The 24,175-nt window shown below is 58.3% G+C and carries 20 protein-coding genes and 1 tRNA gene; 9 read left to right on the top strand and 12 right to left on the bottom strand.

Going from position 1 to position 24,175, the window contains the following annotated elements; translation table 11 throughout:
- Positions 1-203 precede the first annotated feature (203 nt).
- Entirely contained in the window at positions 204-806 is a 603-nt protein-coding gene (locus DXT88_RS04715) for an aldehyde dehydrogenase (protein WP_265211816.1), read from the top strand.
- 8 nt (positions 807-814) lie between these two features.
- On the opposite strand, the gene DXT88_RS04710 is transcribed toward DXT88_RS04715, so the two are convergent.
- From DXT88_RS04710 to DXT88_RS04695, 4 genes are all read right to left on the bottom strand, one after another.
- Positions 815-1,693, bottom strand: coding sequence for a PhzF family phenazine biosynthesis protein (locus DXT88_RS04710; RefSeq protein ID WP_265211815.1), 879 nt, complete (start codon positions 1,691-1,693; stop codon positions 815-817).
- 105 nt (positions 1,694-1,798) lie between these two features.
- Complete coding sequence (locus DXT88_RS04705) at positions 1,799-3,298, bottom strand: M20/M25/M40 family metallo-hydrolase (RefSeq protein WP_265212161.1); 1,500 nt, start codon at positions 3,296-3,298, stop codon at positions 1,799-1,801.
- A gap of 211 nt (positions 3,299-3,509) precedes the next feature.
- Positions 3,510-3,722, bottom strand: coding sequence for a hypothetical protein (locus tag DXT88_RS04700; RefSeq protein ID WP_016834584.1), 213 nt, complete (start codon positions 3,720-3,722; stop codon positions 3,510-3,512).
- A 133-nt stretch (positions 3,723-3,855) separates the two neighbouring features.
- Positions 3,856-5,136 (bottom strand): E22 family MetX-like putative esterase, encoded by a 1,281-nt coding sequence (locus DXT88_RS04695; protein ID WP_265211814.1) that lies wholly within the window; start codon positions 5,134-5,136, stop codon positions 3,856-3,858.
- 138 nt (positions 5,137-5,274) lie between these two features.
- On the opposite strand from DXT88_RS04695, the gene DXT88_RS04690 reads away from it, so the two are divergent.
- A complete protein-coding gene (locus tag DXT88_RS04690) occupies positions 5,275-6,129 on the top strand; it encodes a D-hexose-6-phosphate mutarotase (protein WP_265211813.1) in 855 nt (284 codons plus the stop codon).
- Between the two features lie 25 nt (positions 6,130-6,154).
- Here the strand turns inward: DXT88_RS04690 and DXT88_RS04685 are convergent, their stop codons facing one another.
- The gene (locus DXT88_RS04685) at positions 6,155-7,285 is read right to left on the bottom strand and encodes a branched-chain amino acid ABC transporter substrate-binding protein (RefSeq protein ID WP_265211812.1); all 1,131 of its coding nucleotides are present in this window, start codon (positions 7,283-7,285) and stop codon (positions 6,155-6,157) included.
- Between the two features lie 204 nt (positions 7,286-7,489).
- Complete coding sequence (locus DXT88_RS04680; RefSeq protein WP_265211811.1) at positions 7,490-8,515, bottom strand: zinc-binding dehydrogenase; 1,026 nt, start codon at positions 8,513-8,515, stop codon at positions 7,490-7,492.
- Positions 8,516-8,626: 111 nt separating this feature from the next.
- Between DXT88_RS04680 and DXT88_RS04675 the strand changes: the two genes are divergently transcribed.
- Both DXT88_RS04675 and DXT88_RS04670 read left to right on the top strand, forming a co-directional pair.
- On the top strand, positions 8,627-9,502 hold the full coding sequence (locus DXT88_RS04675; RefSeq protein ID WP_265211810.1) for a LysR family transcriptional regulator: 876 nt from the start codon (positions 8,627-8,629) through the stop codon (positions 9,500-9,502).
- 71 nt (positions 9,503-9,573) lie between these two features.
- On the top strand, positions 9,574-10,200 hold the full coding sequence (locus tag DXT88_RS04670; protein ID WP_265211809.1) for a trimeric intracellular cation channel family protein: 627 nt from the start codon (positions 9,574-9,576) through the stop codon (positions 10,198-10,200).
- 123 nt (positions 10,201-10,323) lie between these two features.
- Here the strand turns inward: DXT88_RS04670 and DXT88_RS04665 are convergent, their stop codons facing one another.
- From DXT88_RS04665 to DXT88_RS04655, 3 genes are all read right to left on the bottom strand, one after another.
- Positions 10,324-11,616 (bottom strand): GGDEF domain-containing protein, encoded by a 1,293-nt coding sequence (locus DXT88_RS04665; protein WP_265211808.1) that lies wholly within the window; start codon positions 11,614-11,616, stop codon positions 10,324-10,326.
- Positions 11,617-11,854: 238 nt separating this feature from the next.
- Positions 11,855-13,942, bottom strand: a complete 2,088-nt coding sequence (locus tag DXT88_RS04660) for a TonB-dependent siderophore receptor (protein WP_407649266.1) — start codon at positions 13,940-13,942, stop codon at positions 11,855-11,857.
- A gap of 547 nt (positions 13,943-14,489) precedes the next feature.
- Positions 14,490-15,119 (bottom strand): hypothetical protein, encoded by a 630-nt coding sequence (locus DXT88_RS04655; protein ID WP_265211806.1) that lies wholly within the window; start codon positions 15,117-15,119, stop codon positions 14,490-14,492.
- Positions 15,120-15,587: 468 nt separating this feature from the next.
- Between DXT88_RS04655 and DXT88_RS04650 the strand changes: the two genes are divergently transcribed.
- The 5 genes from DXT88_RS04650 to trmB all read left to right on the top strand — a co-directional run bounded on the left by DXT88_RS04650 (position 15,588) and on the right by trmB (position 19,711).
- Positions 15,588-15,920 (top strand): hypothetical protein, encoded by a 333-nt coding sequence (locus tag DXT88_RS04650; protein WP_265211805.1) that lies wholly within the window; start codon positions 15,588-15,590, stop codon positions 15,918-15,920.
- 76 nt (positions 15,921-15,996) lie between these two features.
- Positions 15,997-16,458, top strand: a complete 462-nt coding sequence (locus DXT88_RS04645; protein ID WP_265211804.1) for a hypothetical protein — start codon at positions 15,997-15,999, stop codon at positions 16,456-16,458.
- Between the two features lie 74 nt (positions 16,459-16,532).
- On the top strand, positions 16,533-18,656 hold the full coding sequence (locus DXT88_RS04640) for a MarR family transcriptional regulator (RefSeq protein WP_265211803.1): 2,124 nt from the start codon (positions 16,533-16,535) through the stop codon (positions 18,654-18,656).
- A gap of 152 nt (positions 18,657-18,808) precedes the next feature.
- Positions 18,809-18,882: transfer RNA gene (locus DXT88_RS04635), tRNA-Gly, on the top strand.
- Positions 18,883-18,991: 109 nt separating this feature from the next.
- Complete coding sequence (trmB, locus tag DXT88_RS04630; RefSeq protein WP_265211802.1) at positions 18,992-19,711, top strand: tRNA (guanosine(46)-N7)-methyltransferase TrmB; 720 nt, start codon at positions 18,992-18,994, stop codon at positions 19,709-19,711.
- 30 nt (positions 19,712-19,741) lie between these two features.
- Here trmB and DXT88_RS04625 read toward each other — a convergent pair whose 3' ends face one another.
- The 3 genes from DXT88_RS04625 to DXT88_RS04615 all read right to left on the bottom strand — a co-directional run bounded on the left by DXT88_RS04625 (position 19,742) and on the right by DXT88_RS04615 (position 24,156).
- Positions 19,742-21,319: a methyl-accepting chemotaxis protein gene (locus DXT88_RS04625; RefSeq protein WP_265211801.1), complete on the bottom strand. Its 1,578-nt coding sequence runs from the start codon at positions 21,317-21,319 to the stop codon at positions 19,742-19,744.
- 125 nt (positions 21,320-21,444) lie between these two features.
- A complete protein-coding gene (recQ, locus tag DXT88_RS04620; protein ID WP_265211800.1) occupies positions 21,445-23,283 on the bottom strand; it encodes a DNA helicase RecQ in 1,839 nt (612 codons plus the stop codon).
- The gene (locus DXT88_RS04615; RefSeq protein ID WP_016834643.1) at positions 23,284-24,156 is read right to left on the bottom strand and encodes an undecaprenyl-diphosphate phosphatase; all 873 of its coding nucleotides are present in this window, start codon (positions 24,154-24,156) and stop codon (positions 23,284-23,286) included.
- Between the last annotated feature and the right edge of the window lie 19 nt (positions 24,157-24,175).

The following is a 24,175-nucleotide window of genomic DNA, read 5'->3' as shown; positions in this document are numbered from 1 at the left end:
ATGATTCGATGACCTGTAATTCGTATTGCATATCAGAGCGTCCCTGCGACTCTGAGCACGGCCGCATGGGAAAGCATGTTTATTTTCAGCAATAAAACTCCTGAAATTTGAGTATGCTTGAAGGGAGCCTGCATTTCGACTGGATTGAGGCATGACAGTGACGAACGGCAGGAAAGAGGAAGAAAAATCGATGAGGGGAAATCATGAAGAACAATATCATCCGCCGCGGCACGCCGGTGCTGCTGGCTTTGCTGACTTTGCTACCGCCGCTGGCCTTGCTGAGCGCCTGCGACCGCTCGGTCGATGAGAAGCTGAGCGCGCAGGCAAGCGCCGAAAAATCGCTGGAGATTTCGCCAACGCTGTTCGCCACAAAATTCAACCGCAGCGTGCGCGACGTACTGGAAGACCGCAAGGACGACAACGCCGCACGCATGGCGCCGCTGTATGCGATCGACGTCACGCAACTGCACAAGGGCGGCGAGAAGCATACCTTCCAGACCCAGGTGGGGCCGGCGCAAACGTCGCTGATGGGCAGCCTGGCCAAGGACGGCGACCTCAAGACCATCGGCGTCTTGCTGGCCAGCCGCACCGAAGGCGCGCGCGATGAATTCTTCCTGTGCGCCGAAACGGTGGCCCGCATCGTCACCGACAGCGACAAGGCCAAGCTGCCCGACCAGCTCAAGCGCCTGGTCAACAACGCCATCAACAATCCCGGCCAGCGCATGACGATCGCCGTCGGCCAGCGTTTGTTGTCGGCAGAGATTATTCAACAGGGATTGATGTTCCAGGTGGAACGGAGCCAATAAGAAGATTTTTATACGTCCAGCCTGATCAGGCGCGTCGCCTTGGCGATTCCGCCTGCCATCAGCTGCGTGATGCGGCCGTCGGCGACGGTCAGCTTGACCTTGATCACGCTCGGCGAGGGCGGCTGCATCAGGTAGCCCTGCTCGATGATGATTTCGCAATCCTTCACGCCGCCGTGTTCATGCAGGTAACAGGCCAGCGGTCCGGCCGCGGTGCCGGTGGCCGATTCTTCCGGAATGCCGAAACGCGGTGAAAACATGCGTACGCCGGCATGGCGTCCGCTCACCGTAGTCATGTCCGAGTACACGTAATAACCGATCACGTCGAGTTCGTCGCTGAGCGCTTCGATCAGCGCCATGTCCGGGCGCACGCCCGAGACCGTCTGTTCATCCGGCAAGGCCACGATCAGGAAAGCGTTGCCGGTGTTGACCACGGTCGGCGCCAGGTCGGCGTGCAACTGTCCGGGCGCAAGGCCGAGCGAGCCCGCGATGCGCGCAATCAGTCCCGTGCCGGCATCGAGCACACGGTACTGCGGTGCGCGCTGTTCCATGAACACCATCTCGCCGGCAATCAGGATATCGAGGTTGCCGTCGATGGACTCTTTGGAAAAATTGCCTTCGCCGACGATGCCGAGCTTGCGCAGCAGCGAGAAGGTGGCGATGGTGGCGTGGCCGCAATGCGGGATCTGCCGCGTCGGTGTGAAGAAGTCGAGCTTGACGGTGGCGCTTTGCGAGGCAGACACGAAAGCGGTCTCGGACAAGCCGAGCTGGCGGGCGATGTGGAGTTTCTGTTCGGTCGTGAGTGCATCGGCGTCGAGGACAACACCGGCAGGATTGCCACCGGCTACACCATCGATGAAGGCGTTAACGATCTGTGCGTCGACCTGCAAAATAAATCCCCCGAAGTATTTGAGCCTCAGGGGATTCTAGCGCAACCACGAAATACTGCGTCGGCGACGACATTTTGTTTCGCCGGCTGTCCGTTTCCTCGCGTGCTATTTTGCCGGGAACAGTTCGGTGAGGATGCCGGTCAGGCTTTGCACGCCGTCGATGTAGTTGCCCAGGCGCATGTTCTCGTTGGCGCTGTGCTGGTTGTTGTCGGCGTTCACCAGCGGCACGATCACGAATGGAATCTTCAGCGCGCCGACCATGGCGCCGGTCGGTACGGTGCCGCCCATCATGCGGATCTGCACCGGTTCCTTGCCGTAGGTCTTAACGAAGGCGCCGCGCAGCCATTTGCCGATCGGCGACGCCAGGTCGGTACGCACCGCCATGCTGGACGCCGACACGCGAGCGTAATCGAACGAGGCCAGTTTTGGATAGCGCGCGCGCTCATCGTCGGTGGGCTGACCGTTGACGAGGTGGAAGCCCTGCTTCTCGATATGCGCCTTGACCAGGCCGAGCAGCACTTGCGGATCGGTCTCGGGCACGGTGCGCAGATCGAGCTCGGCGATCGCTTCGCCCGGCACGATGGTGCGCGCCTTGGCGCCGACATCGGCAGCCTGCATGCCGCGCACGTTGAGCGTCGGATACTGCATCGCTTCCTGGTAATTCTGTCCGACCTTCTCGGCCTGAGCGATGCCGAGGCGCTTGCGCAGCGCGACTTCATCGTCGGGCACCGCGCGCATGACGCGGCGCGATTCGTCGTCGAGCTTGACGGCGTCGTAGTAGCCGGCAACCGTCACGCGGCCGTCTTCATCCTTCATCGACGCCAGCAGGCGCGCCATGGTCTGCGCCGGATTGGCGGCGTAGTTGCCGTAGTGGCCGCTATGGCTGTCCTGGCGCGGGCCGAACACCTTCAATGTGGCTTGGGCGACGCCGCGATTGCCGAACACCAGCGTCGGCAAATTGCTGGCGTGCATCGGGCCGTCCAGCACCACCAGCAGGTCGGCCTTGAGCAGCGCCTGGTTCTGGTCGATCACCTTGCCCAGCGAGGGCGAACCTTTTTCTTCTTCCGCATCGAGGATGATCTTGACGTTGACCGACGGCGTCACGCCGCTCGCCTTCAGCGCATCGAAGGCAGCCAGCATCATCAGGATCGGCGCCTTGTCGTCAGCCGCTGCACGGCCGAACAAGCGCCATTCCGGATTCGGATTGGCGCCGTAGAGTTGCTCGATCGGCAGCGCTTCCCACTGGCCGGCGGCGTTGCGTTGCTTGAGCGTCGGCTTCCACGGGCTTTCCTGCTGCCACTCGGACGGCGTCACCGCCTGGCCGTCGAGGTGGGCATAAAACAGCACCGTAGTGGCGCCTGCCTTGTTGCCCGGCAGTTCGGCGAACAGCATCGGCTTGCCGTCGTTGGCCAGTTGGCGCGTGCGGAAACCGCGGCGCTGGAACGCCTGCTCGAACCAGGCCGTGTTGCGCTGGATGTCGGCCGCGACGATGGAATCGTTGGGGATGGCAATCGCTTCGACCCATTCCTTGAACGTGCCTTTGGCGGCGGCAGCGGTTTGCGCGACGCTGACTTCAGCGGCTTGCAGCGGTGCGGAGCACAGCATCGCTGCGGCAACACAGGCAGCGGACAAGGAGAGAGACAGCGAACGAGGCAACGAACGGCGGGAGAGATTTTTCACGGGATTTCCTCTTGGCAATGGATGCCACATCATACAGAAATCGCCGCTTTTGCCGCATTGAAAATAATTCACGGATGCGCATCAACTACCATCGCTGCGCATCCGTGCTCAGTCGGAAGTATTCAGGCCGACGTATTCAAGCTGATGTATCGATGATGCTGCCGATCGCCTTGAAACCGTCCGACACTTCATCGACCACGGTGTGCGCGGCGGACTTGACGGCGTCGACTGCGGTGTCGACGGTGCCGCTGATTTCATCGCCGACTTTGGCGACGGCGTTTTTTACGGGCGCAACGACGTTGTCGTAAATGGCGTTGCTGTAGGACGAGGTGACTGATGAAATGCTCATGGCTGACTCCCTGCAGGTTGTTGATGATTTTTTCTGCATTCAGCATAGCCATTCGCTGCGCGGACCGGAACCCGCGCAGGCGTCATTCCAGGTAAAACCATTTAAAGATTTGTAAACCTGAAGATCGTCAGGATCAAGGTGTGTTGATGAAGCGTTCGATCATGGCGGCCGCCTTGTCGATATTGAGCACACCTTCCAGATGACCGCCCGGCCCTTGCAGCAAATACAGCGTGCCGCGCCCGCCCAGTTTCTTGAAGCGCTGCAGCGCCTCCGATGACAGTTTGAGCGGGAACACCAGGTCGGTCGAACTCGGGATGAACAGGATCTTGGCCTTGATGCCTTTGACCTCGTCGTCGCTGAGGTGGTACAGCTGGTTCGCCTTCGACATGTAGATGATGCTGTTGCCGTCGGCCACCCTGGCGCGTGCGCGGGCGCCGGCTTCCAGCGCCGCCTCGATCTTGAACTGGTTGCCCATGGCGGCGCCGGGCGGCTTGGCGGCATCGGCCGGGGCGTAGCCGAACGCGGCTTGCGCCCAGTCCCAGTGACGCGTCTGCACCGTCACCACCTTGAGCGCGGCGGCCACGCCGTCGTCCGGATCGCCACTACCGTAGTAATCCCCCTGCCGCCATTTCGGATCGAGCCGCACCGGCAGCGACCAGACGTCAAGCAGGCTGATCACGTAAGGACTGATGTCGAATCCGGGACCGATGACATGCACCACACGCTTGACGAAATCCGGATACAGCGCCGCCCATTCCATCGCCTGGATGGAACCGCCCGACGCACCCACCGCCGCCACCAGCTGGCGCACGCCGAGCTTGTCGAGCAGTTGCTTGTGCACGCGCACCGAATCGCGCATCGCCACCACCGGGAAGCTCATGCCGTAGGGCTTGCCGGTGGCGGCGTTGATCGAAGCCGGACCGGTGGTGGTCACCATCGGGTCCTTGGTGTTGATGTTGACCAGCGTGTCGGCGCTGATCACGAAATACTTGTCGGTGTCGATCGCCTTGCCGGGACCAATCAGACTGTCCCAGTAGCCGGGTGCGGCGTCGCTGTCCTTGTATTTGCCGGCGGCATGCGAAGTGCCCGAATAGAAGTGCGCGACGAAGATGGCGTTGTCGCCGACCTCGTTCAACTTGCCATAGGTTTCATAGCCGACGCGCACGTTGCGGATTTCCTGGCCGCCGACGGTGGTGTAGGACGGCAGCGTGAAAACCTGTTTGGTCACCAGCGGCAACGGCGCCGGACTGTGCGCCGGTTGCACTTGCGGCGGCTGCGGCGATTGCGGCGATTGAGACAGCGGCGGCTGCGGTTGTCGTGCTTGCAACTGCTGCGTGGAAAAGGCCGCGCCGGAAAAGGCTGACAGCGCAACAAAAAACGTCAATGAGCAGAACGCGCGGCGAACAAGGGTCATGAAGTCGTCTCCGGATTGTTTGATTGTGCTGGGTCCGGCAATGCGGAGCAGCCACTTTACGACAAGCTCCGGCACGTCACAACCACCCATGTGTAAAAATACGGGCTTGCACTCATGCTTTCATTACGGAGACTTCCCTTGCCTACCGCCAAACTTCCCGACGTCGCCGGCCTGCTTCAGTTACATAATGCCCACGGCGACAGCGCCGTCATCAGCCTGTATGGTGCTCAATTGCTGTCGTGGCAAAGCGCCGACGGCCGCGAACACTTGTATTGCACACCCGAGCCTTCGCTCAAAGCCGGTGCTTCCATCCGCGGCGGCGTGCCGGTCTGCTTCCCGCAATTTTCCGGACGCGGCGCGTTGCCCAAGCACGGCCTGGTGCGCAACCTGGTCTGGCAGATCGATGGCGAGGTATTGAGCGGCGCCGGCCAGGACGTCGCCTGTGCACGCCTGTCGCTGTCGGACTCGGACGCCACGCGCGCACTGTGGCCGCACAGCTTCGCCTTGCAACTGCAGATCGAACTCGGCGCCGGCTGGGTCAGCATCGCGTTCAACGTCACCAACACCGGCGCCGGCGCCTTCGATTTCACCACGGCGCTGCATACCTATCTGGCCACGCCCGACGTACGCAACGCCGGCGTGACGCAACTCGGCAAGGTGCGGTTTACCGACACCACCGCCGGCAATGATGAAGCGATCCACGACGGCAGCGTGCTGCGCATCGCTGACGAAACCGACAACATCTATTGGGCTGCGCCGGCGGCTCTGGCGCTGCAACAAGACGGCAAGCCGTTCCTGCAACTCGAACAGCAAGGTTTCGCCGACAGCGTAATCTGGAATCCCGGTCCGGCCAAGGCCGCCCAGCTCGGCGACATGCCGGCGAAGGACTGGACGCGCATGCTGTGCATCGAAGCAGCACAGATCGAGCATCCGGTGCGCTTGTCGCCACAGGCCACATGGCGCGGTTTGCAGCGCCTCACGCGCGCGGGCTGATTGCTTCTCTGCCTCCCTCAGTGCTTCATTTTTCCTGCAGCATTTTTTCCACCGACCATTTGCCCTGATCCAGGCGATAGATCGTGTACACCGGGTTGATCAGCGCGCCGTTCGCATCGAAGGACAGGATGCCGGTCAATCCGGGGTAGCGGATTTCGTGCAAGGCGATCGTGACGGCTTTCGGGTCGAGCGAGCCGGCCTTCTGGATGGCGGCGACGAGGACGTTGGCGGCATCGTAGGCGAACAGGGCATAATGCGTGATCTCGCCCTGGAAGCGGCTGTGCATCTTGTCGTTGAACTCGCGCCAGCCCGGAAGACGATCGCGCGGCACGCCGGTCTCCAGCGCCCATACATTGCCTTGCACCCCTTCCGCCAGTTGCAGGAACAGGCCGGTCGCAGTACCGCCGGTGCCCACCAGCCGGATGTTCATGTCCCGCCGCATCATGCTGCGCGCGAGCAAGGCGCTTTGCGTCACGACGCCGCCGAACACGATCACATCGGCATTGGCTTTCTGCACGTTGTTCAGCGCAGGATTGAAATCCGAGGTCTTGCTGCTGATGGCCTCGCGGCTGACGATGAGGCCGCCGGCGCGCCGCACTCCGGAGACAAAAGAATCGGCGAAATCGGTGCCGTATGCGGTCCCGTCCTCGATCACGGCTATCCGGGCGGCCTGCAGATGCCGGACCACGAATTCCGCCAGGCGCACGGCGCCGACGCCATCGTGTCCCTGCACCTGGAAGATGCTGCGCAGACCGTCCTGAGTGAAGCGGCTGCTGGTGGTCGCCATCGGAATCTGCGGAATGCCGGCCGCGCTATAGAGCCCCGCCACGGCGATGCTGGGGCCGCTGTTCCAATGGCCGATCACACCCACCACTTTGGAACGGATGAAGTATTGCGCGATGGGCGCAGCGAACATGGCGTCGCCCTTGTCGTCCTCCACCAGCAGGCGAAACACCAGTTGCTTGCCGCCGATGCGAATGGCGCGGCGGTTGGCTTCATCGAACGCCAACCTGACGGCGGCGATGCCGCTCTCCGTACGCGGCGATGTCAGCGGCGCGGCGACACCCACCAGCACCAGCTGTTCATTCGCGCCAATAGATTGGGCGTGCGCCGCGCCGGCCAAGAAGAGCGCCGGCAACAAGATGCTCAGTTTCATCGAATTCCCCCGCTTCCGCGCTTTAGAACTGCGGCCTCATTGGTAATCGATTCATTGTGCGCGCGCCGCGAATTGTCTTTACGACAATGAACGCGGTATTGCTCCTTCTATTCTGAAGCTGCGCCCCGCACGCAGCGTTGTGCAACAACCACAACGACCACAACGACCACAACAATCACAACTGCACGCTGGTACCGTCTGCGCTCAATTCATCTCAAGCAACAATGCGCCCTGCGCCGCACCCGTTTCCAGCAAACGGTGCGCCTCGGCAACCTGCGCCAACGGCAGACGTCCGGCGACGTCGATGACCAGTCCTGCTTGCAATTGCATCATCGCGGCCGCGGTGGCGAGACGATATTGCGGAAGGTCCTTGCTGAAGGCCAGGATGCTCGGACGCTCCATCAATACGCCGCGCAACTGCGCTGCCGCCAGCGCCTCGGCCGGTGCGCCTTCGCCTGAAATCGAACCGATCGTGACGGCCATGCCGCCGCTCCTGGTCGCCTCGATGCTGCGCAGGAAATGCGCGCCGCCGATGCCGTCCACCACGATGTCCGCACCGAGGCCGCCGGTGTACTCGCGCACCGCCGCAACGAAATCCTGCTCGCGATAATTGATCGCCTGGTCGAGTCCGCGCGACTGCGCCAATGCCGCTTTTTCGTCGCTGCTGACGGTGCCGATCACGTGCGCGCCCATGGCCTTGGCCCATTGCGTGAGCACCAGCCCGAGTCCGCCGGCGGCGGCATGCACCAGCACCGTCTGCCCCGATTGCAGGCGGCCGTAATGATTCAGCAGGAGGTAGGCGGTCATGCTGCGCAACAAGCCGGCGCCGCCCTGCTCGAACGAGACCTCATCCGGCAAGACGATGGCGCGTTCGGCGGCAACGTCGACCAGCTTCGCGTAACTGCCGTTGGTCGCCGACCACGCTACGCGCTGGCCGACGCGCGAAGCATCCACTCCTCCGCCGACCTCCACGATCACGCCGCTGCCTTCAACACCGAGCACCGCCGGCAAAGGCAAAGGGTAGCGGCCGACGCGCTGGTACACGTCGACATAGTTGACGCCGGCAACGTGCTGGCGCACCCGCACCGCACCCGCTGCAAGTGGAGGCAAGGTGCGCGTGACGAGTTCGAAGTTGGCGGCATCGCCATAGGCGGTCAGTTCGATGAGCTGGGTGGCGGTTGAGGTGGCGGTGGCGGTGGCGGTGGCGGTGGCGGTGGCGGTAGTAGTCATGTCTGTGCTCCTGTGTTGAATGAGGAAAGTGGACGCTCAGAATAACTTCGTGCAAAATCGAACGGAATCCCCTATTTAGGCGCAAGTCCTGTGCAAAAATCATCGAAATCCGTGCTTTCCCTGGAACAGCTCTCATGGGACGACGTGCGCTATTTCCTCAGCCTCGCGCGCGGCGGCAGCTTGTCGGCGGCGGCGCGCGAACTCGCGGTGGAACACTCCACCGTGTCGCGCCGCATCGGCGCGCTGGAAGGCGCGATCCAGTTGCGCCTGTTCGACCGCCTGCCGCGCGGCTGGCAACTGACCGATGAAGGCAAGACCCTGCTCGACGCCGCCGAACGCATTGAGCTGGAAGCGCACGCCTTCGGTCGCGCCGTGCAAGGCATGACGGCGATGCAGGGCACGGTCCGGTTGTCGGCGCCGCCGGCGCTGGCCAGTCACTTCCTGATGCCGTTGATGGCGCAGCAATTTAAACGCTGGGAAGGAATCCATCTCGACGTGGTCGGCGAAATCCGCGCCGCCAACCTGCACCGGCGCGACGCCGACCTGGCGCTGCGGCTGTCGCGTCCGGACGATCCGGGCCTGATGGCGCGCCGCCTCGGCAACGCCGGCTATGGCTTGTACGGCCACGTGCGCTGGAAGCGCACTGCCCGCAACAAACGCCAGTTCATCGGTTACGGCGAAGCGTTGCAAGGCGGCCCGCACCAAGCCTGGCTGGCGCAGTACGCCGACGGCGCGCCATATGTCATGACGGCCAATGATTTTTCCCTGTTGCACCAGGCTTGCCGCGCCGGACTCGGCCTGACCATCTTGCCCCACTTCATCGCGCGCGGCGACGCCGAACTGACCGGGTTCGACAGCGGCCAGCCGCCGTGGCAGCGTGAGTTGTGGCTCACCGTGCACCCCGACCTGCGCCGCTCGCCGCGCGTGCAACGCATCGCCGAGCTGGTGGCGGAGGTCGTGCAGGAGCGGCAGGACTTGCTGGCGTGATCCGAACGTGAGGCGGTGCAGAACCGGCATCTCCGGTATTCTTTGATCATGACAAAACGAGGCCAACGCCGATGCTGCTATACACCATCTACCTGATCGCCATCTCCGCCGAAGCCATGTCGGGCGCCATCATGGGCATCCGCCGCGAGATGGACCTGTTCGGCATCTGTCTCATCGGCACGGTCGCCGCGCTCGGCGGCGGCACCGTGCGCGACATATTGATCGGCCACTATCCGCTGGGCTGGGTGGCGCATCCGGAATACCTCGCCTTCACCATCTGCGCCGCTGTCGTCACCGCCGTGGCCGCGCGCAAGATGCATCATTTCAAATCCGCCTTCCTGGTCGTCGACGCGCTCGGCCTGGTCGCCTTCACCATCATCGGCTGCGACATCGCGCGCGGCTTCGCGCATTTCAATCCCTTTGTCGTGGTGATATTCGGCATGATCACCGGCGTCTTCGGCGGCCTGTTGCGCGACGTGCTGTGCAATGAAATCCCGCTGGTGCTGCAACGCGAAGTGTATGCCAGCGTCTCGCTCGTTACGGGCGGCTTGTACGTCGGCATGCTATGGCTGAACACCGATGCATCGGTGTCGACGCTGACGGCGCTGGGCGTGGGATTTCTGTTCCGGCTGCTGGCGATCCGCTATCACTGGACGCTGCCGAAATTCAACGACAAGGACATTCGCGGTTTCGAATAAATCCTTCTCCGGAGAAAACGCCTGCGCGGCGCAACCGCTATGCCTGAAACCAAATCGATGGGACGGCCGGCGGCAATAGCTGTGTGCCGGACCATCCCGCAAGACTCTGCTGCTACGTCAGAATCAGGATGTAATCTCGGTATTTTGAGGCGCAGCGTCGCTGGGTGTTGGTCTTTCCGTCATCGGTCTGTTCAAACAGGAAATCCGATTCTGTCCTTCTGATTTGGCCATCTGCAACGCGCTGTCGGCACGCTGCAAGAGGTCATCCATTTTCTTGTCGCCGTGCTCACTGACGGCGACGCCCACGCAGATGGTGAAAGGCGGCAGATTGTCGCTGCGATCCTCGGCGATGCCGCGACGCAGTTTTTCGGCGATGATCATCGCGCCGTGCAGATTCATGACCGGCAGCGCCAAGGCAAATTCTTCACCCCCGACGCGGCTGATGATGTCCGTGTCGCGCAAGATGCGCGACGCCAGTTCGCCGAAGCGGCGCAGCACGGCATCGCCGACAGCGCGTCCATGCTTGTCGTTGATCTGTTGGAACTGATCGATATCGCAGACCGCCATCGACAAGGGCTTTGCCGTGCGGCGCGCCAGCCGGAATTCGCGATTGGAATATTCATCGAATTGACGCCGGTTGGCGAGCCCGGTGAGCGGATCGCGGGTAGCCATCTCGTAGAGGTGCGCATTGTAGAGGCGGATTTTCGTGATCAGGGGACGGAAGATCAGCAACGCTTCCAGCACCAGTGCAATGAGCAGCACGACCAGCAAAACCCGTTGCCCCATACGTGCCTGTTCAATGCGCCCATCCGCTTCCCCGGAGAACAACGCAGCCGCACGATCGAGCGCAGGCAACAGCAGATCGCGGGAATGGTGTTGCAACGCCCGATAAGCCTCGTTGCCGGTGTTCATGTTCGTTGCACCAATGAAACGGCGCGTGTCGTCCAGGAAACCGCGGACGTCGGCATCAAGCGGAGTGCTGCCGCCAAAATACAGTTCATGTTCAGCAGCGGTGAGCTGATAGCCGGCAGTGTTCGCCTTGCCGCTGAGCGTATCTTGCAAGCGCTCCATCTGGGTGACGGCATCCTGCAAGGCCTCGCTGGTGGACGTGTCGCCGACATACAGGTCCGTGCTGAGCAGCGCGATACGTTGCGACAGCACGCGCTGCTGTTCGACGACATGAACGCGCTGTGCGGCGCTGCGTTGCTCGATGATGATGTTGTCGAGCAGAAAGTACGCCGCCAGGAACAGAAGCACCGTCACCGCCACGCCAACGGCATAGGCAATGGTCATCCGGTTGGCGCTGATCTTTCTGTCGGGCAAGCTGATCCATGCTGTTTTGGCAGGCTTGGTTTCTTGGGCCGCACGTGTCATCGTGGTGCTTTCTGTGGTTGGAACGCGGAATGCGCGATGCATGTCTGAGGGTCGATATTATGACATCAGTGACGGGTGCGAACATCGAGGCTTCGGGAACACAGTCACAATGAATTTTGCACAGCGAAAGCACCCACCTGCCTTGATGTAGTAATCAAGGATTGAATATTTCCGACTCTTTCCAGGCCTGTTGCCAAACTGGTCAACGTGGGACGGAATTTCACCGCGCAAAAAAACGAGGCCGTCCGCAGACGGCCTCGTTCATGTCGGCAGCAACCGATCAGAAGCGATAGGTGGCGCTCAGCACCGCGCTGCGACGGGCGCCGTAGAAACAGTCGCCACGCGCCAAACAGACGCTGACATAAGTCTTGTCGAAGAGATTGTTGACGTTGAAGCGGTACATCCATGAACCCGCGTTATACGACATCATCGCATCGGCCAATGTGACCGATGGAATCGGATTGTTGTCCATGCCGTCATAGGATGTGCCGACATAACGTGCGCCACCACCCAGCGTCAGGCCGGCCAACGCTCCGTTGAAACGATAGGTCGCCCACAGCGAGGCCATGTGTTCAGGAATACCAGCCAGACGCTTGCCGTTATCGGTGCCGTTGCTGCGCGCCACTTTGGCGTCGGTATAGCTGTAGCCGGCCGTCATGGTCCACTGCCGGTTCAGCTCGGTGGTCGCCTCCAGCTCCAGTCCGCGCACCTGCGCTTCACCGATCTGAATGCTGTTGCTGGGGTTGGTCGGGTCGGTGGTCTTGCGATTGAGCTCGCTCAGATCGTATAGCGCGGCAGTGTATGAGGAGCGGCTGCCGGCCGGCTGGAACTTGACGCCGACTTCGGTCTGCTTGCCGCGCGTAGGCTTGTACGGCGTATTGTAAAAGTCGAAGCCGCCCAGCGGCTGGAACGATTCGGCATAGCTGATATAAGGCGCAATGCCGTTCTCGAACTGATACACCAGACCGGCGCGCTTGGTCAGTGCGGTGTCGTCACGCGCGGCGCTCGGCGTATTGGCGGTGTCCGACTTGGACCAGTCGCGACGCACCGCCAGCAAGGCGGTCCAGGCGCCGAACTTGATCTGATCCTGCAGATAGACGCCGGTCTGGCGCTGGGTTGCCTCGGCTGCGCGGCGCAGCACCGGCAACGTGTAATTACCATAGACAGGGGTGTAGACATCGATCGCCGTGGTGTTGCCGGAACCGCTGACGCCATTGGTCACGGCGCGCTGATAGTCGAGCCCGGCCAGCACGGTGTGTTGCAGGGCGCCGCTATTGAGGCGCGCTTCCATCTGCGTATCGGCCACCGCGCTGATGACTTGCGGACGATTGATGTAAACCGTGCGGTTGATGCTGCGATTGTCTGCATTGAGCGCTGGCGCCGGACTGAAGCGCGCGTAGATGCTCTGGTAATTCACCTCGCTGTTGGTATAACGCAAGTTCTGGCGAAACGCCAGATTGGGACTGAACTTGTGTTCGAACTGATAGCCGGCCGAACGCTGCTTGGCGGTGAAATCGTCAAAGCCGGGCTCACTGATGAAGCGGCTGGTGGAGATCTGGCCATTGGGTGCAGCGTACAAGGTGCCGCGCCACGGGAAGAACCCCACCGACGAGCCGCTGACATCTTTCTGATAGCGTGCATACAGCGTCAGCGAGGTATCGGCGTTCGGCCGCCAGGTCAGCGAAGGCGCAACCAGGGTGCGGTTGTCGGGTACATAATCGACATCGGTATCGCTCTCGCGACCGACCACCACCAGCCGGTACAGCAGCTTGCCGTCGTCATCAAAGGCGCCGGTGAAGTCGCCCGATATCTGCTTGCGATTGTTCAGGCCGAGCTGTAGGCCGATCTCGTTCATGCGCTCGGCCTGCGGCATCTTCGACGTCATGTTGACGATGCCGCCGACGCTGCCCTGGCCGTACAACACCGAAGACGGGCCGTGCAAGACTTCGACCCGCTCAAGCATGTAGACGTCGGGACGAATATTGGTATAGCTGCCGAAGGACATCTGCAGACCATCCAGATAAATCACCGGCGCGACACCGCGCACAGTGCTCCAGTCGCCGCGATTGTCAAAGCCGTAAGCCTCGGCGCGAATACCGGCGCTGTAGCGCATGGTTTCCTGCAGGTTGAGCGCGCCGTGGTCTTCGATCTGATCGCGCGTGATGACGCTGATGGCCTGCGGCGTTTCGATCAGGGCGGAGTCGGTCTTGGAACCGGTGGCGCTGCGCCGCGCCACATAGCCGCGCACCGGGCCTTTGGCGGTTTCCTTGTCGCTTTCTGCCGTGACGTCGATCTGCGGCAAAGTTTCTTGCGCCTGCGCCTGCGGCAATACGGCCCCGGCCAGCAGTGCAGAAAATGTCACCGGCAAGAGGCCGGGGCGCCAAGCACGCTGTTGCCTGCCCCGATACCCGATGCCCTGTTGCCGATATGCGTGGTGTTGCTTTGTCGTCCGTTCTGCCATGTCGCTTCCTTTAAGAAATGAAGTCGCTGGCAGTGAATGTTCAAGCACACCGCAGATAATTGCGGCAACCGGAACCGGGCTGGCTATTGAAGAAAAACTGGAAGCCGCATTGTAAATGTTTTCTAAGAATGCTTCTCATTTTTACTGCTTACAGCCCAATTGTTCGAAGTGGGATAGGCTCTTGTGCGGCTTGAAAACTTACCTACAGAACCGGCAGCCCGACAACTGGTGAAAGAAAAATTGAAAGCCGGCCTCTCGGATAAAGGGGGCATGGCACAGATTGCCAGACGTTTAGGTATAGGTCGTTTCAATCTCCGGCACTGACGGGCGGAGGTTATTGGGGACTCTTCACGACTGCTGCATTTACGTATTCATAGCCAACAATCTGTTGAAGATCAACAGGAAGTAAAGCTGCTATAGATCCGGCTTGTTCAGATTGATAAACGTGCCGAAGTCATTTTTTTGAGGGGATCAGAATCAGCATTTGCGTAGTCGTTTTCGGACAAGGATTTCGCGCCTTCATAATCTGAACATCTGCGCTCTCCAAACGTTCGGCTAGATCTGGATAAGCTTTCTTCAAATAAGCTCTGGCCGCCACGATATTGCTGTCGTACTCAAAAAACAACCTAAGAACTGAATTGGGCAATACCTCTTCGCTCTCCGACCGACTAAAGTCAAAATCACCGATATAAAGCACCTTGCCCCGAGGAATATCAAACACCGCTTTATCGCCTCCTCCGCAGGGATAATATACCTTCCCAAAAAGTCCCTTTTCAGAGTTGAGAGTACGACGTACGGATGTCCCTTCCATGGTAATTCCAGCTGCGACGCGACCAACCAGATAGCCATCGCTTGGTGCGCCTATGAGCCATCTGTTGGAGGGGGTGTTTTTGGGACCGTTGTAATCGATGGTCTTGAAGTTGACTTCATAGTATGGCTGTCGAACTCCGATGACGACAATAGACTCATCCTCGGCGACCGCAGTCTCTCCAGGCTTAAGCACCCCATGACCTGCGAGTGGCGCACAAGCCGCGACGTACAACGCAGATAAACTCAGAAACACAACTCGTGCGATCAATTTCATCTTTCCCATTGCTTCTTTATTAGTAGTGATGAATCTATTATTAGCTTATAGAAAATCAGCTCAACTTGGCTCTATCCTGTCTTGGTGGAACAGTTGCAGGTCTGGGCTAAAAGTTAGCTGCAAAAAAATAAGACTTGCTTATGCCGATGGCGACTTCAGCAAGCTATACATTTACCACATTTCGTTGAGCAAGCTAACTTTCGGCTTGTCGATTTCGAAGCCTGGAACATCCTCAAACATCCCGAGTAGTATTTCAAAAAAACCGTAGTAGTCCAAATTCAAACCGCTATCTTCCGCGATAGCTTGGACCAGTGTATTCTTTTGTTCTAGTGATAATGTTTGCATCACGCATTGTCGTTAGGAATGATCCAGACACATTCCCTATAGTTGTGAGAAACGGCAACAAGGGAAAAAGAATTATTCGTGGCTATTAATTAAAAACCAAAAAACAAAGCCGAAGGGGAAGAAATGGAATCAGTTGAATTCACCGTTCAAGGTTCATCTGCGACACCTTATACGGTCAGCTTTATATACGAAGAAAAGAGACTAGGTGCGTTTTGTACTTGCGCTGCCGGGACTAGTGGCACTGCATGCAAACACCGTCTGTCGATATTGGCAGGGTCTGACCCCGGAATTATTGGTGGAAGCCTAGACCAAATCCCCAAAATACTCGCATGGTTAAAAGGGTCTGAGATTGAAGCCTGCATGGCTGAACTTGCTGTTGCGGAAGAACAATTTGAAAAAGCAAAGAAGCAAGTTTCGACTGCAAAAAAGAGGCTATCAACTTCACTCACGAAGTAATGGTGCCGAGCTACAGCGTCTACATCTTAGAGTGCTCTATACGCGCACTTAACCTCCCACATAGCCGAAGGCAATTATGACTTTCGATTTACGATCAGCATTGCCGTTCCTTTTACCCAAAGCGATTTCTTGGGCTCAAGAACGAGAAAAAGAAATTCTGAATACCGGAATTCCTCTTACCGAATACGAAATTTCTCTGGCAAAGCGTGTGGGTGTTTCTGAACCAGAGAAAGTTCGTATTTCCATAGTACACGGGCAACTCCCATTGCCATCAGATTTGGCCCTTCGGCAGGCAGGTTTAGCTACAGGCCTATTTGGCCCCCACATGGCAGGCATCACTCTCGGCCACAGCATTTGCATTTGCCGCCCCCATGAATCTATACGTTTGTTATCACATGAACTTCGTCACGTTCATCAATATGAACAAATGGGATCAATAGCGGCTTTTCTTCCTGTTTATCTCCAACAGATCGTTGACTATGAATATGCAAATGCACCATACGAAGTCGATGCACGCTCACATGAAATTCCCGCTTAGCGAAGCAATTTGAACGCATCCTTTTTGGCTGTCGATAGAGACGGCAACTCAACATATCAAAAATAGGAATTTGAATGAACATCGAGAAATTTGCCAAAGTCGCCGAGTCGCTTCGGCAATACAGAAGAGCAGAACTTAAAGATTTTGAAGCAGAAATCGGAACGAAACCGATTGATCAGCTATATGTTGATCCGTTGCCAGGAAATGCCATTTTAAATTCAGTTTTATCAGGCAACACAACTTTTCTACTAGGCCGAAAAGGAACGGGGAAAAGCACAGTATTTGCCAAAGCGCAGTCTATTATTAGACAGAAAAAAGACGTTATTTCTATCTACATCGACGTCAAATCGCTCTATGACATCTTGGCGTCAAACGACATAGAGGATATTGACGTTACGGGCTATGGAATTTCACTCGGCACGTACCGCGCGCACATGCTTCGTAAAGTGCTACTTGGGAACCTAATTGCTGAGCTCTTGAAGGAAATTGGAACAGTCTGCGACAACATGTCCCTTCTTGATCGATGGTTAGGTTCAAAACGGCAATACGACGAGCTGAAAACCTCGATGAAGAATATTGCTACTCAGGTAAAAAATGCAAAGTTAGAAACTCATGAAATACCAATTTTGCAAAAAATTACTCGGCAGCTTCGGGTAAAACGTCAACAAGAAAAATCCATTACGAATACCTCCAAAGACAACGTAGGAATCAAAGTCAGCAACAAAGGTGTTGAAGCCGCCATTGGGGGCGACGACTCGACTTCCGATTTCGATAAAACCCTAGATGATAATGATGTCTATAACGAATATTCCGACATCGTTATCCGCTCTTTTCCTTTTAACGAAATCTTATTTGAAATAAAAACGATTCTTGCAGAATCTGGACTAACAAGATTAGTAATATTTTTCGACGATTTTTCGGAATTAAAACTGTTGGATCAGCGACTATTCGTAGATGTAATTTTGTCGCCACTCAACAATTCGAGCAATGAATCAGTAAAGTTAAAAGTCGCTGGTTATCCAGGGCGTGTTTATTACGGCCGCATTGATCCAGGAAAAACCGATACGATTCCACTCGATTTCTCAGCACTGTATGAAGCTGCCGAAGTTCAGGAAATGGAACGTTCAGCTACGGATTACACTTCACGACTGCTCGCTGCAAGGTTTAAGGCATTTGGCCTAACCTTGGCCGATTATTTTGAAACGAGTTCTTCAGTAAACGTAGACGATCATATGAACATGATGTTCAAAGCATCTTTTAATGTTCCACGAATCATGGGACATTTACTACATCAATGCTATTTGGATCGAGTTTCGAAAGGGCAAAAAATCACAGTCGCGTCTATTAGACTCGCAGCAAGAAAATATTTCGAAAATACGGTGCTTAAATATTTCGAAAAAATGAATAGATTTGCGCTTGAACCATTTGAAAATAAATTGGATCGGCACAATCAAAAACAAATATTAGACCACCTGCTTAAAGAAGCCCGTGGTATCAGAAAAAAAATTATCGACGGGGATGTGGGTGGCCGCTATTTTTCTGGACTGACGAACCCACCTACAAGCCATTTTATTGTGAAGCCCGAGCTCGAGGATGTATTTTCGTCTCTTGAATCAAATTTTTTTGTTAGCAGATATAAAAATACCAGAGATAAAGAAGGACAGCCAGTTATCGTCTATGCTTTTTTTATGGGGATGACAGAGACCGAACGAATGTCTTGGGGATTTCCCGATGGAAGAGAGTTTAGAAATTATTTTGTTCAGCGCTGTTTCGATTATACGAGGGCCGTTTATGAATATCTATCGTTGAGCCAAACAATCAAGTGTGCCGATTGCTCTCAGTGTTTTCCGATGGACAGCAAAGACAGCATTGCCTTATACAAATGGCGTTGCCCAGAATGTGGGGATGGAACGTGCTCGGTTGTGAACCTATCTGATAATTTTAAACATGAAGTCGAGTTGTTAGACAAAGGCATCATGCTGGAACCGATCGAGCTTGAAATCGTTTCCACAATTAATGATGAAGGAAGAGAGATGCGAGCAGGAGAAATTGCAGCGCTTCTGGACACAACTCATCAACTCATTGGCCGGCGTACTGGAAAATTAAAAGACATGGGACTCGTAAATAAAGCTCGAGACGACGAAGGGGTAATGCAAAATAGCATTACGGAACGTTGTGAACGAACATATTTCGAATAAGCTTCTTGGCTCTCGGTCTTACAACAACACTTCCCTGCAGTGCTTTGGGAAAGCGATAACAGCTTAAAGCAATCGGCCACCACAGAATCCATCACACTGAACAACCTTCAAGTTCACAAAACACCCCAAATCCCGCGTAAAATGCGGGGTTCGCGGGTGTAGCTCAATGGTAGAGCAGAAGCTTCCCAAGCTTACGACGAGGGTTCGATCCCCTTCACCCGCTCCAGGGTGCTAGAGGATCAGGCGTTTTTCTTCGCTGCTCTACTTGCCTTTTGCCTGCCTTTTGCACGCCGCATAACAATCCATCTTCCGATCTTTCGCTTCACGAGTCATTCATGTCAGAAAACAAATCCGGCAAACCGCTTTTTTACGATCCGACCGAACATCGCATCCGCAGCTTCGTCACGCGTGCGGGGCGCTTATCCGGTGCGCAGGCGCGCGCCATTGAGGAACTTGGTCCGAAGTTCCTGTTGCCGTATGCGAAGGAGACGCTGGATATCGATGCGGCTTTCGGACGCTCGGCGCCGACGGTGTTCGAGATCGGTTTCGGCATGGGCGACACCAGTGCGAAGATTGCGGCGGATATGCCGGAGAAGAATTTCATCGGCGTGGAAGTGCATACGCCGGGCGTGGGCAGTCTGCTGAAGCAGATCGGCGAGCAGGGCCTCTCCAATATGCGTCTGATCCAGCATGATGCGGTGGAAGTGCTGACCAACATGATTGCGCCGGGCTCGCTGGCGGGCGTGCATGTGTTTTTCCCCGATCCGTGGCACAAGGCGCGTCACAACAAGCGCCGCCTGATCCAGGGGCCGCTGGTGAGCCTGCTGGCGTCGCGTCTGGCGCCGGGCGGGTACCTGCATTGCGCGACCGACTGGGAAGAGTATGCGATCCAGATGCTGGAAGTGCTGGGCGCGGAACCGGCGCTGAAGAACAGCACCGATGCCGCCGAAGGTTATGCGCCACGTCCCGACTATCGTCCCGTCACCAAGTTTGAAAACCGCGGCCTGCGACTCGGCCACGGGGTGTGGGACCTGGTTTTCATCAAACAGGGCTGATCAGGCCTCTGACCTGCATTCTCTTTCGCTTCATGCCGTGCGCAGTTTGAATACGCTGACTGTGCGCGCCAATCCGGCCGCCTGATCCTGCAGGCTTTCTGCAGCGGCGGCGGCTTGTTCCACCAGCGCCGCGTTCTGCTGCGTGACCATATCCATTTGCACCACCGCACGATTGACTTCGTCGATACCGGCGCTTTGCTCGCGGTTGGCGCGCGTGATCTGGTCCATGATGCCGGCCACCTGCGCGACCGCACCGACGATTTCCTGCATGGTCTGGCCGGCGTTGCCGACCAGGCTGGTGCCGCTATTGATCTTGGCGACGGAGTCGCCGATGAGTTCCTTGATTTCCTTGGCGGCGGTGGCACTGCGTTGGGCCAGCGTGCGCACTTCCGATGCAACCACGGCGAAGCCCCTGCCCTGTTCGCCGGCACGTGCTGCTTCAACAGCAGCATTGAGCGCCAGGATGTTGGTCTGGAAGGCGATGCCGTCGATGACGCCGATGATGTCGACGATCTTGTGCGAACTCTGCTCAATGGCGTTCATGGTGTCGACCACTGCGGCGACCATTTCGCCGCCCTTGACGGCGACGCCCGAGGCATCGGCGGCGAGCTTGTTGGCCTGCTGCGTGTTCTCGGCGTTCTTTTGCACGGTGGCGGTGATCTCTTCCATCGAGGCGGCGGTTTCTTCGAGCGAACCGGCCTGCTGTTCGGTGCGCGAGGACAAGTCCTGGTTGCCGGTGGCGATCTCGGTGGAGGCGGTGGCGATGGTGTCGGTGCCGCTGCGTACCTCGCTGACGATGCGCACCAGGTTGTCGTTCATGTCCTTGAGCGCTTGCAGCAGTTGCGCGGTCTCGTCCTTGCCGCTGACGATGACTTCGGAGCGCAGGTCGCCCGCGGCCACGGTCTGCGCGATCAGGACGGCGGTGTTGAGTGGACGCGTGATGCTGGTCACCAGCCAGACCGTGACGATGCTGCCGAGGATTAGCGCCAGTACGATCGACACCACCAGCGTCAGGCGCGCCTCGCGATAATCGGCGGCTGCATCGAGGGCGATCTCTTCACGGAATCTGTCGGCGGACTTGCGCACTTCGGCGACGATGTCGTCGATCATCTGCGTGGGCAGGCGATCCGCTCCTTTGACGGCTTCATCGACGCGAGCGACGCTGTCGCGGTCTTCCGGTTTGTATTCTTTCTGGAGTGCGGCGAGGTAGTGGGCGCCGAGCTCGGCGTGCGCCTGCTGCGCCTGCTTGAGCTTGTCGATGCTGATGCCGAGCGCCGGCAACAAGGTAGTGAGCTTATCGAGATTAATCTGCGTGGCTTTGCCTTCGTCGATGAAGGCCTGGCGGTATTTATTGAAGGTGGCGTCATCCTTGCCGCGCAGCAAGGTATTCTTCCACTCCTGCACCTGGATCTTGAATTGCACCTGGGCGCTGCGGGCGGAGTCGATGGCTTTTTCGATGGTGCCGGCTTTTTGCATCGCCTGCGTGTTTTGCTCAAAGCTTTCGTTGAGCGTCATCCAGCCTCTCACCCCGACGAAGATGGTCGCCAGCAGCAGCAATGCCGCCAGCAAACCGAGACGTGTGCCTATCCTTAAATTGGTCAGCTTCATATATCCCCCCATGCTTGTTAGCGCGGAACCAGGGCGACGCACGAAAACCGTCGGCTGCGCGATGGCCAACGGTTGGTTGTCAGAATATAGGGATTAACGGCAGGACGAGTGCGCCGCTGAAGGCTCTAGCCTGAAATTTCCCGAATCAGGGAAATAATTTCAGCGCCGTAGGTTTCGAGTTTCTTCTCTCCAACTCCCGTGACGCCACGCAAGTCGTCCAGCGAGGACGGCTTGGCCTTGGCGATTTCGCGCATGGTGGCGTCGTGGAAGATGACGTAGGCCGGCACGTTGTGCTTGCGCGCGGTCTCGACGCGCCACCAGCGCAGCTTGTCGAAGATGGTCTGTTCTTCGGTCGAGAGATCGGTCTCGACGTAGTTGGATTTGGAGGAGCTGGAGCTGCGCTTGGGCTTGACCGGTTTCTGGTATTGGCGCAGCTGGATTTTTTGCTCGCCGCGCAAGACCGGCTTGGCTTCTTCGGTCAGCTTGAGCGAACTGTAGTTTTCATGGTCGACGGTCAGCAGGCCGAGGGCGATGACCTGGCGCAGCACGGCGCGCCATTCGGCTTCGCCGTACTCGCTGCCGATGCCGAACACCGACAATTGGTCGTGGCGCCATTGCTTGACCCGCTCGCCGTCAATGCCGCGCAAGACATCCAGCACGTGGCCGGCGGCAAAACGCTGCTCGACGCGATAGACGGTCGACAACAGCTTTTGCGCCATCAGCGTGCCGTCGAAGGAGACCGGCGGCGTCAGGCAGATGTCGCAGTTGCCGCAAGCTTGCTGGCCGTGCTGGCCGAAATAGTCGAGCAGGCGCACGCGGCGGCAATGCAGGGTCTCGCACAGGCCGAGCATGGCGTCGAGCTTGACGCCGAGCACGCGCTTGAAGGTTTCGTCGGCTTCGGATTCGGAAATCATGCGGCGCTGCTGCACCACGTCTTGCAGGCCGTAGGCCATCCAGGCATTCGCGGGCAAGCCGTCGCGGCCGGCGCGGCCGGTTTCCTGGTAGTAGCCTTCGATGCTCTTGGGCAGGTCCAGATGAGCGACGAAGCGCACGTCGGGCTTGTCGATGCCCATGCCGAAGGCGATGGTGGCGACCATCACGATCTTGTCTTCACGCAGGAAGCGCGCCTGGTTGGCGGTGCGCTTGGCGTAGTCCATGCCGGCGTGATACGGCAGCGCGTTGATGCCGCTCTGCTTGAGGAATTCGGCGGTCTCTTCGACCTTCTTGCGCGACAGGCAATACACCACGCCGGCATCGTCGGCATGTTCGCTCTCGATGAAGTCGAGCAGCTGCTTGCGGCCGTTGGCCTTTTCGACGATCTGGTAGCGGATGTTGGGACGGTCGAAGGACGAGACGAACTGGCGTGCGTCTTCGAGCTGCAGGCGATGGATGATTTCTTCGCGGGTCTGCTGGTCGGCGGTTGCGGTCAGCGCAATGCGCGGCACGTTCGGAAAACGCTCGTGCAGCACCGACAGCTTGATGTATTCAGGACGGAAATCGTGGCCCCACTGCGATACGCAATGCGCTTCGTCAATGGCGAACAGCGCGATGTGCGCGGCTTCCAGCAGTTCGAGGCAGCGCGGCGTCATCAGCCGTTCAGGGGCGACGTAGAGCAGGTCGATATCGCCGCTGCGCACGCGCCGTTCGATCTGCATCGCTTCGTCGAAGGTCTGGGTGGAATTGAGGAAGGCGGCGCGCACGCCGACTTCAGCGAGCGCATCGACCTGATCCTGCATCAGCGCGATCAGCGGCGACACCACCACGCCCACGCCGTCGCGCACCAGCGCCGGCACCTGATAGCACAGCGACTTGCCGCCGCCGGTCGGCATCAGCACCAGCGCATCGCCGCCTTGCACGACGTGCTGGACGATCTCGTCCTGTTGGCCGCGGAACGACGAGTAGCCGAAGACGGTTTCGAGTATGTGCAGCGCTTTGCCTTGCTGCTCCTGAACGAGTTCTGACATTTATTGCAAAAATCCCTTGCTGACCGCAACCAGCAAAAACACGCCAAGTGCGGCGCGGTAAACAATGAAAGGCCAGGTGGAGAAACGCTCCAGGAATTTCATCAATCCCCAGATGGCGCAAAACGCCGAGACGCTCGCGACGAGCAGGCCGAACAACAATAGCGACCATGCGTGCAGCGGGATATGCGCGTGCAGCAGCACGGCCAGTTCCTTGAGGCCGGCCAGCGCAATGGCCGGCAAACCCAGCAGGAAGGAAAAGCGCGCCGCTTCTTCGCGTTTGAAATTGAGGAAGAGCGCCGCCGTCAAGGTCGAACCCGAGCGCGACACGCCTGGAATCAGCGCGCCGACTTGCGCGATACCGACGATCAGCGCATCGGACAAACGCATCTGGTCGACGGTGCGGCGATGGCGGCACACCAGCTCGGCAATCGCCAGCAGGATCGCCATGGCGATACACGACCAGCCGATGACCGACAGGCTGCGCAACGGCGAACCGCAGGCGTTGAGCACATGCGACAAGACAAGCCCGGCGATGCCGATCGGAATCGTCGCGAGGACGATGGCGACCGCCAGACGAAACATCGGGCTGTTGAAATCGCGCTGCCTCCACGCGGTGATGCTGCCACTGGTCACCGCCGTAACGTCGCGCCAAAAATAGCTGACCACTGCGGCCAGCGCCGCCAGTTGCATCGCCGCCGAAAACGCCGAGCCCGGATCGTGCCAGCCCAGCACCGCCGGCACGATGCGCATGTGCGCAGTCGACGAGATCGGTAGCAGCTCGGTGATGCCTTGCACCACGCCGAGAAAACCGATCTGCAGATAATCCAGAGAAGCGAAGCCGATATCCAGACCGGCGCTGCACACATTTGCCACGATGCTTTCCTTGTTGCTT

It is taken from the genome of Herbaspirillum lusitanum (genome assembly GCF_026127345.1).
GTDB classification, from domain to species: Bacteria; Pseudomonadota; Gammaproteobacteria; order Burkholderiales; family Burkholderiaceae_D; genus Herbaspirillum; species Herbaspirillum lusitanum.
The sequence above is the reverse complement of the archived record's forward strand: the minus strand, read 5'-3'. Positions and strand labels throughout refer to the sequence as shown.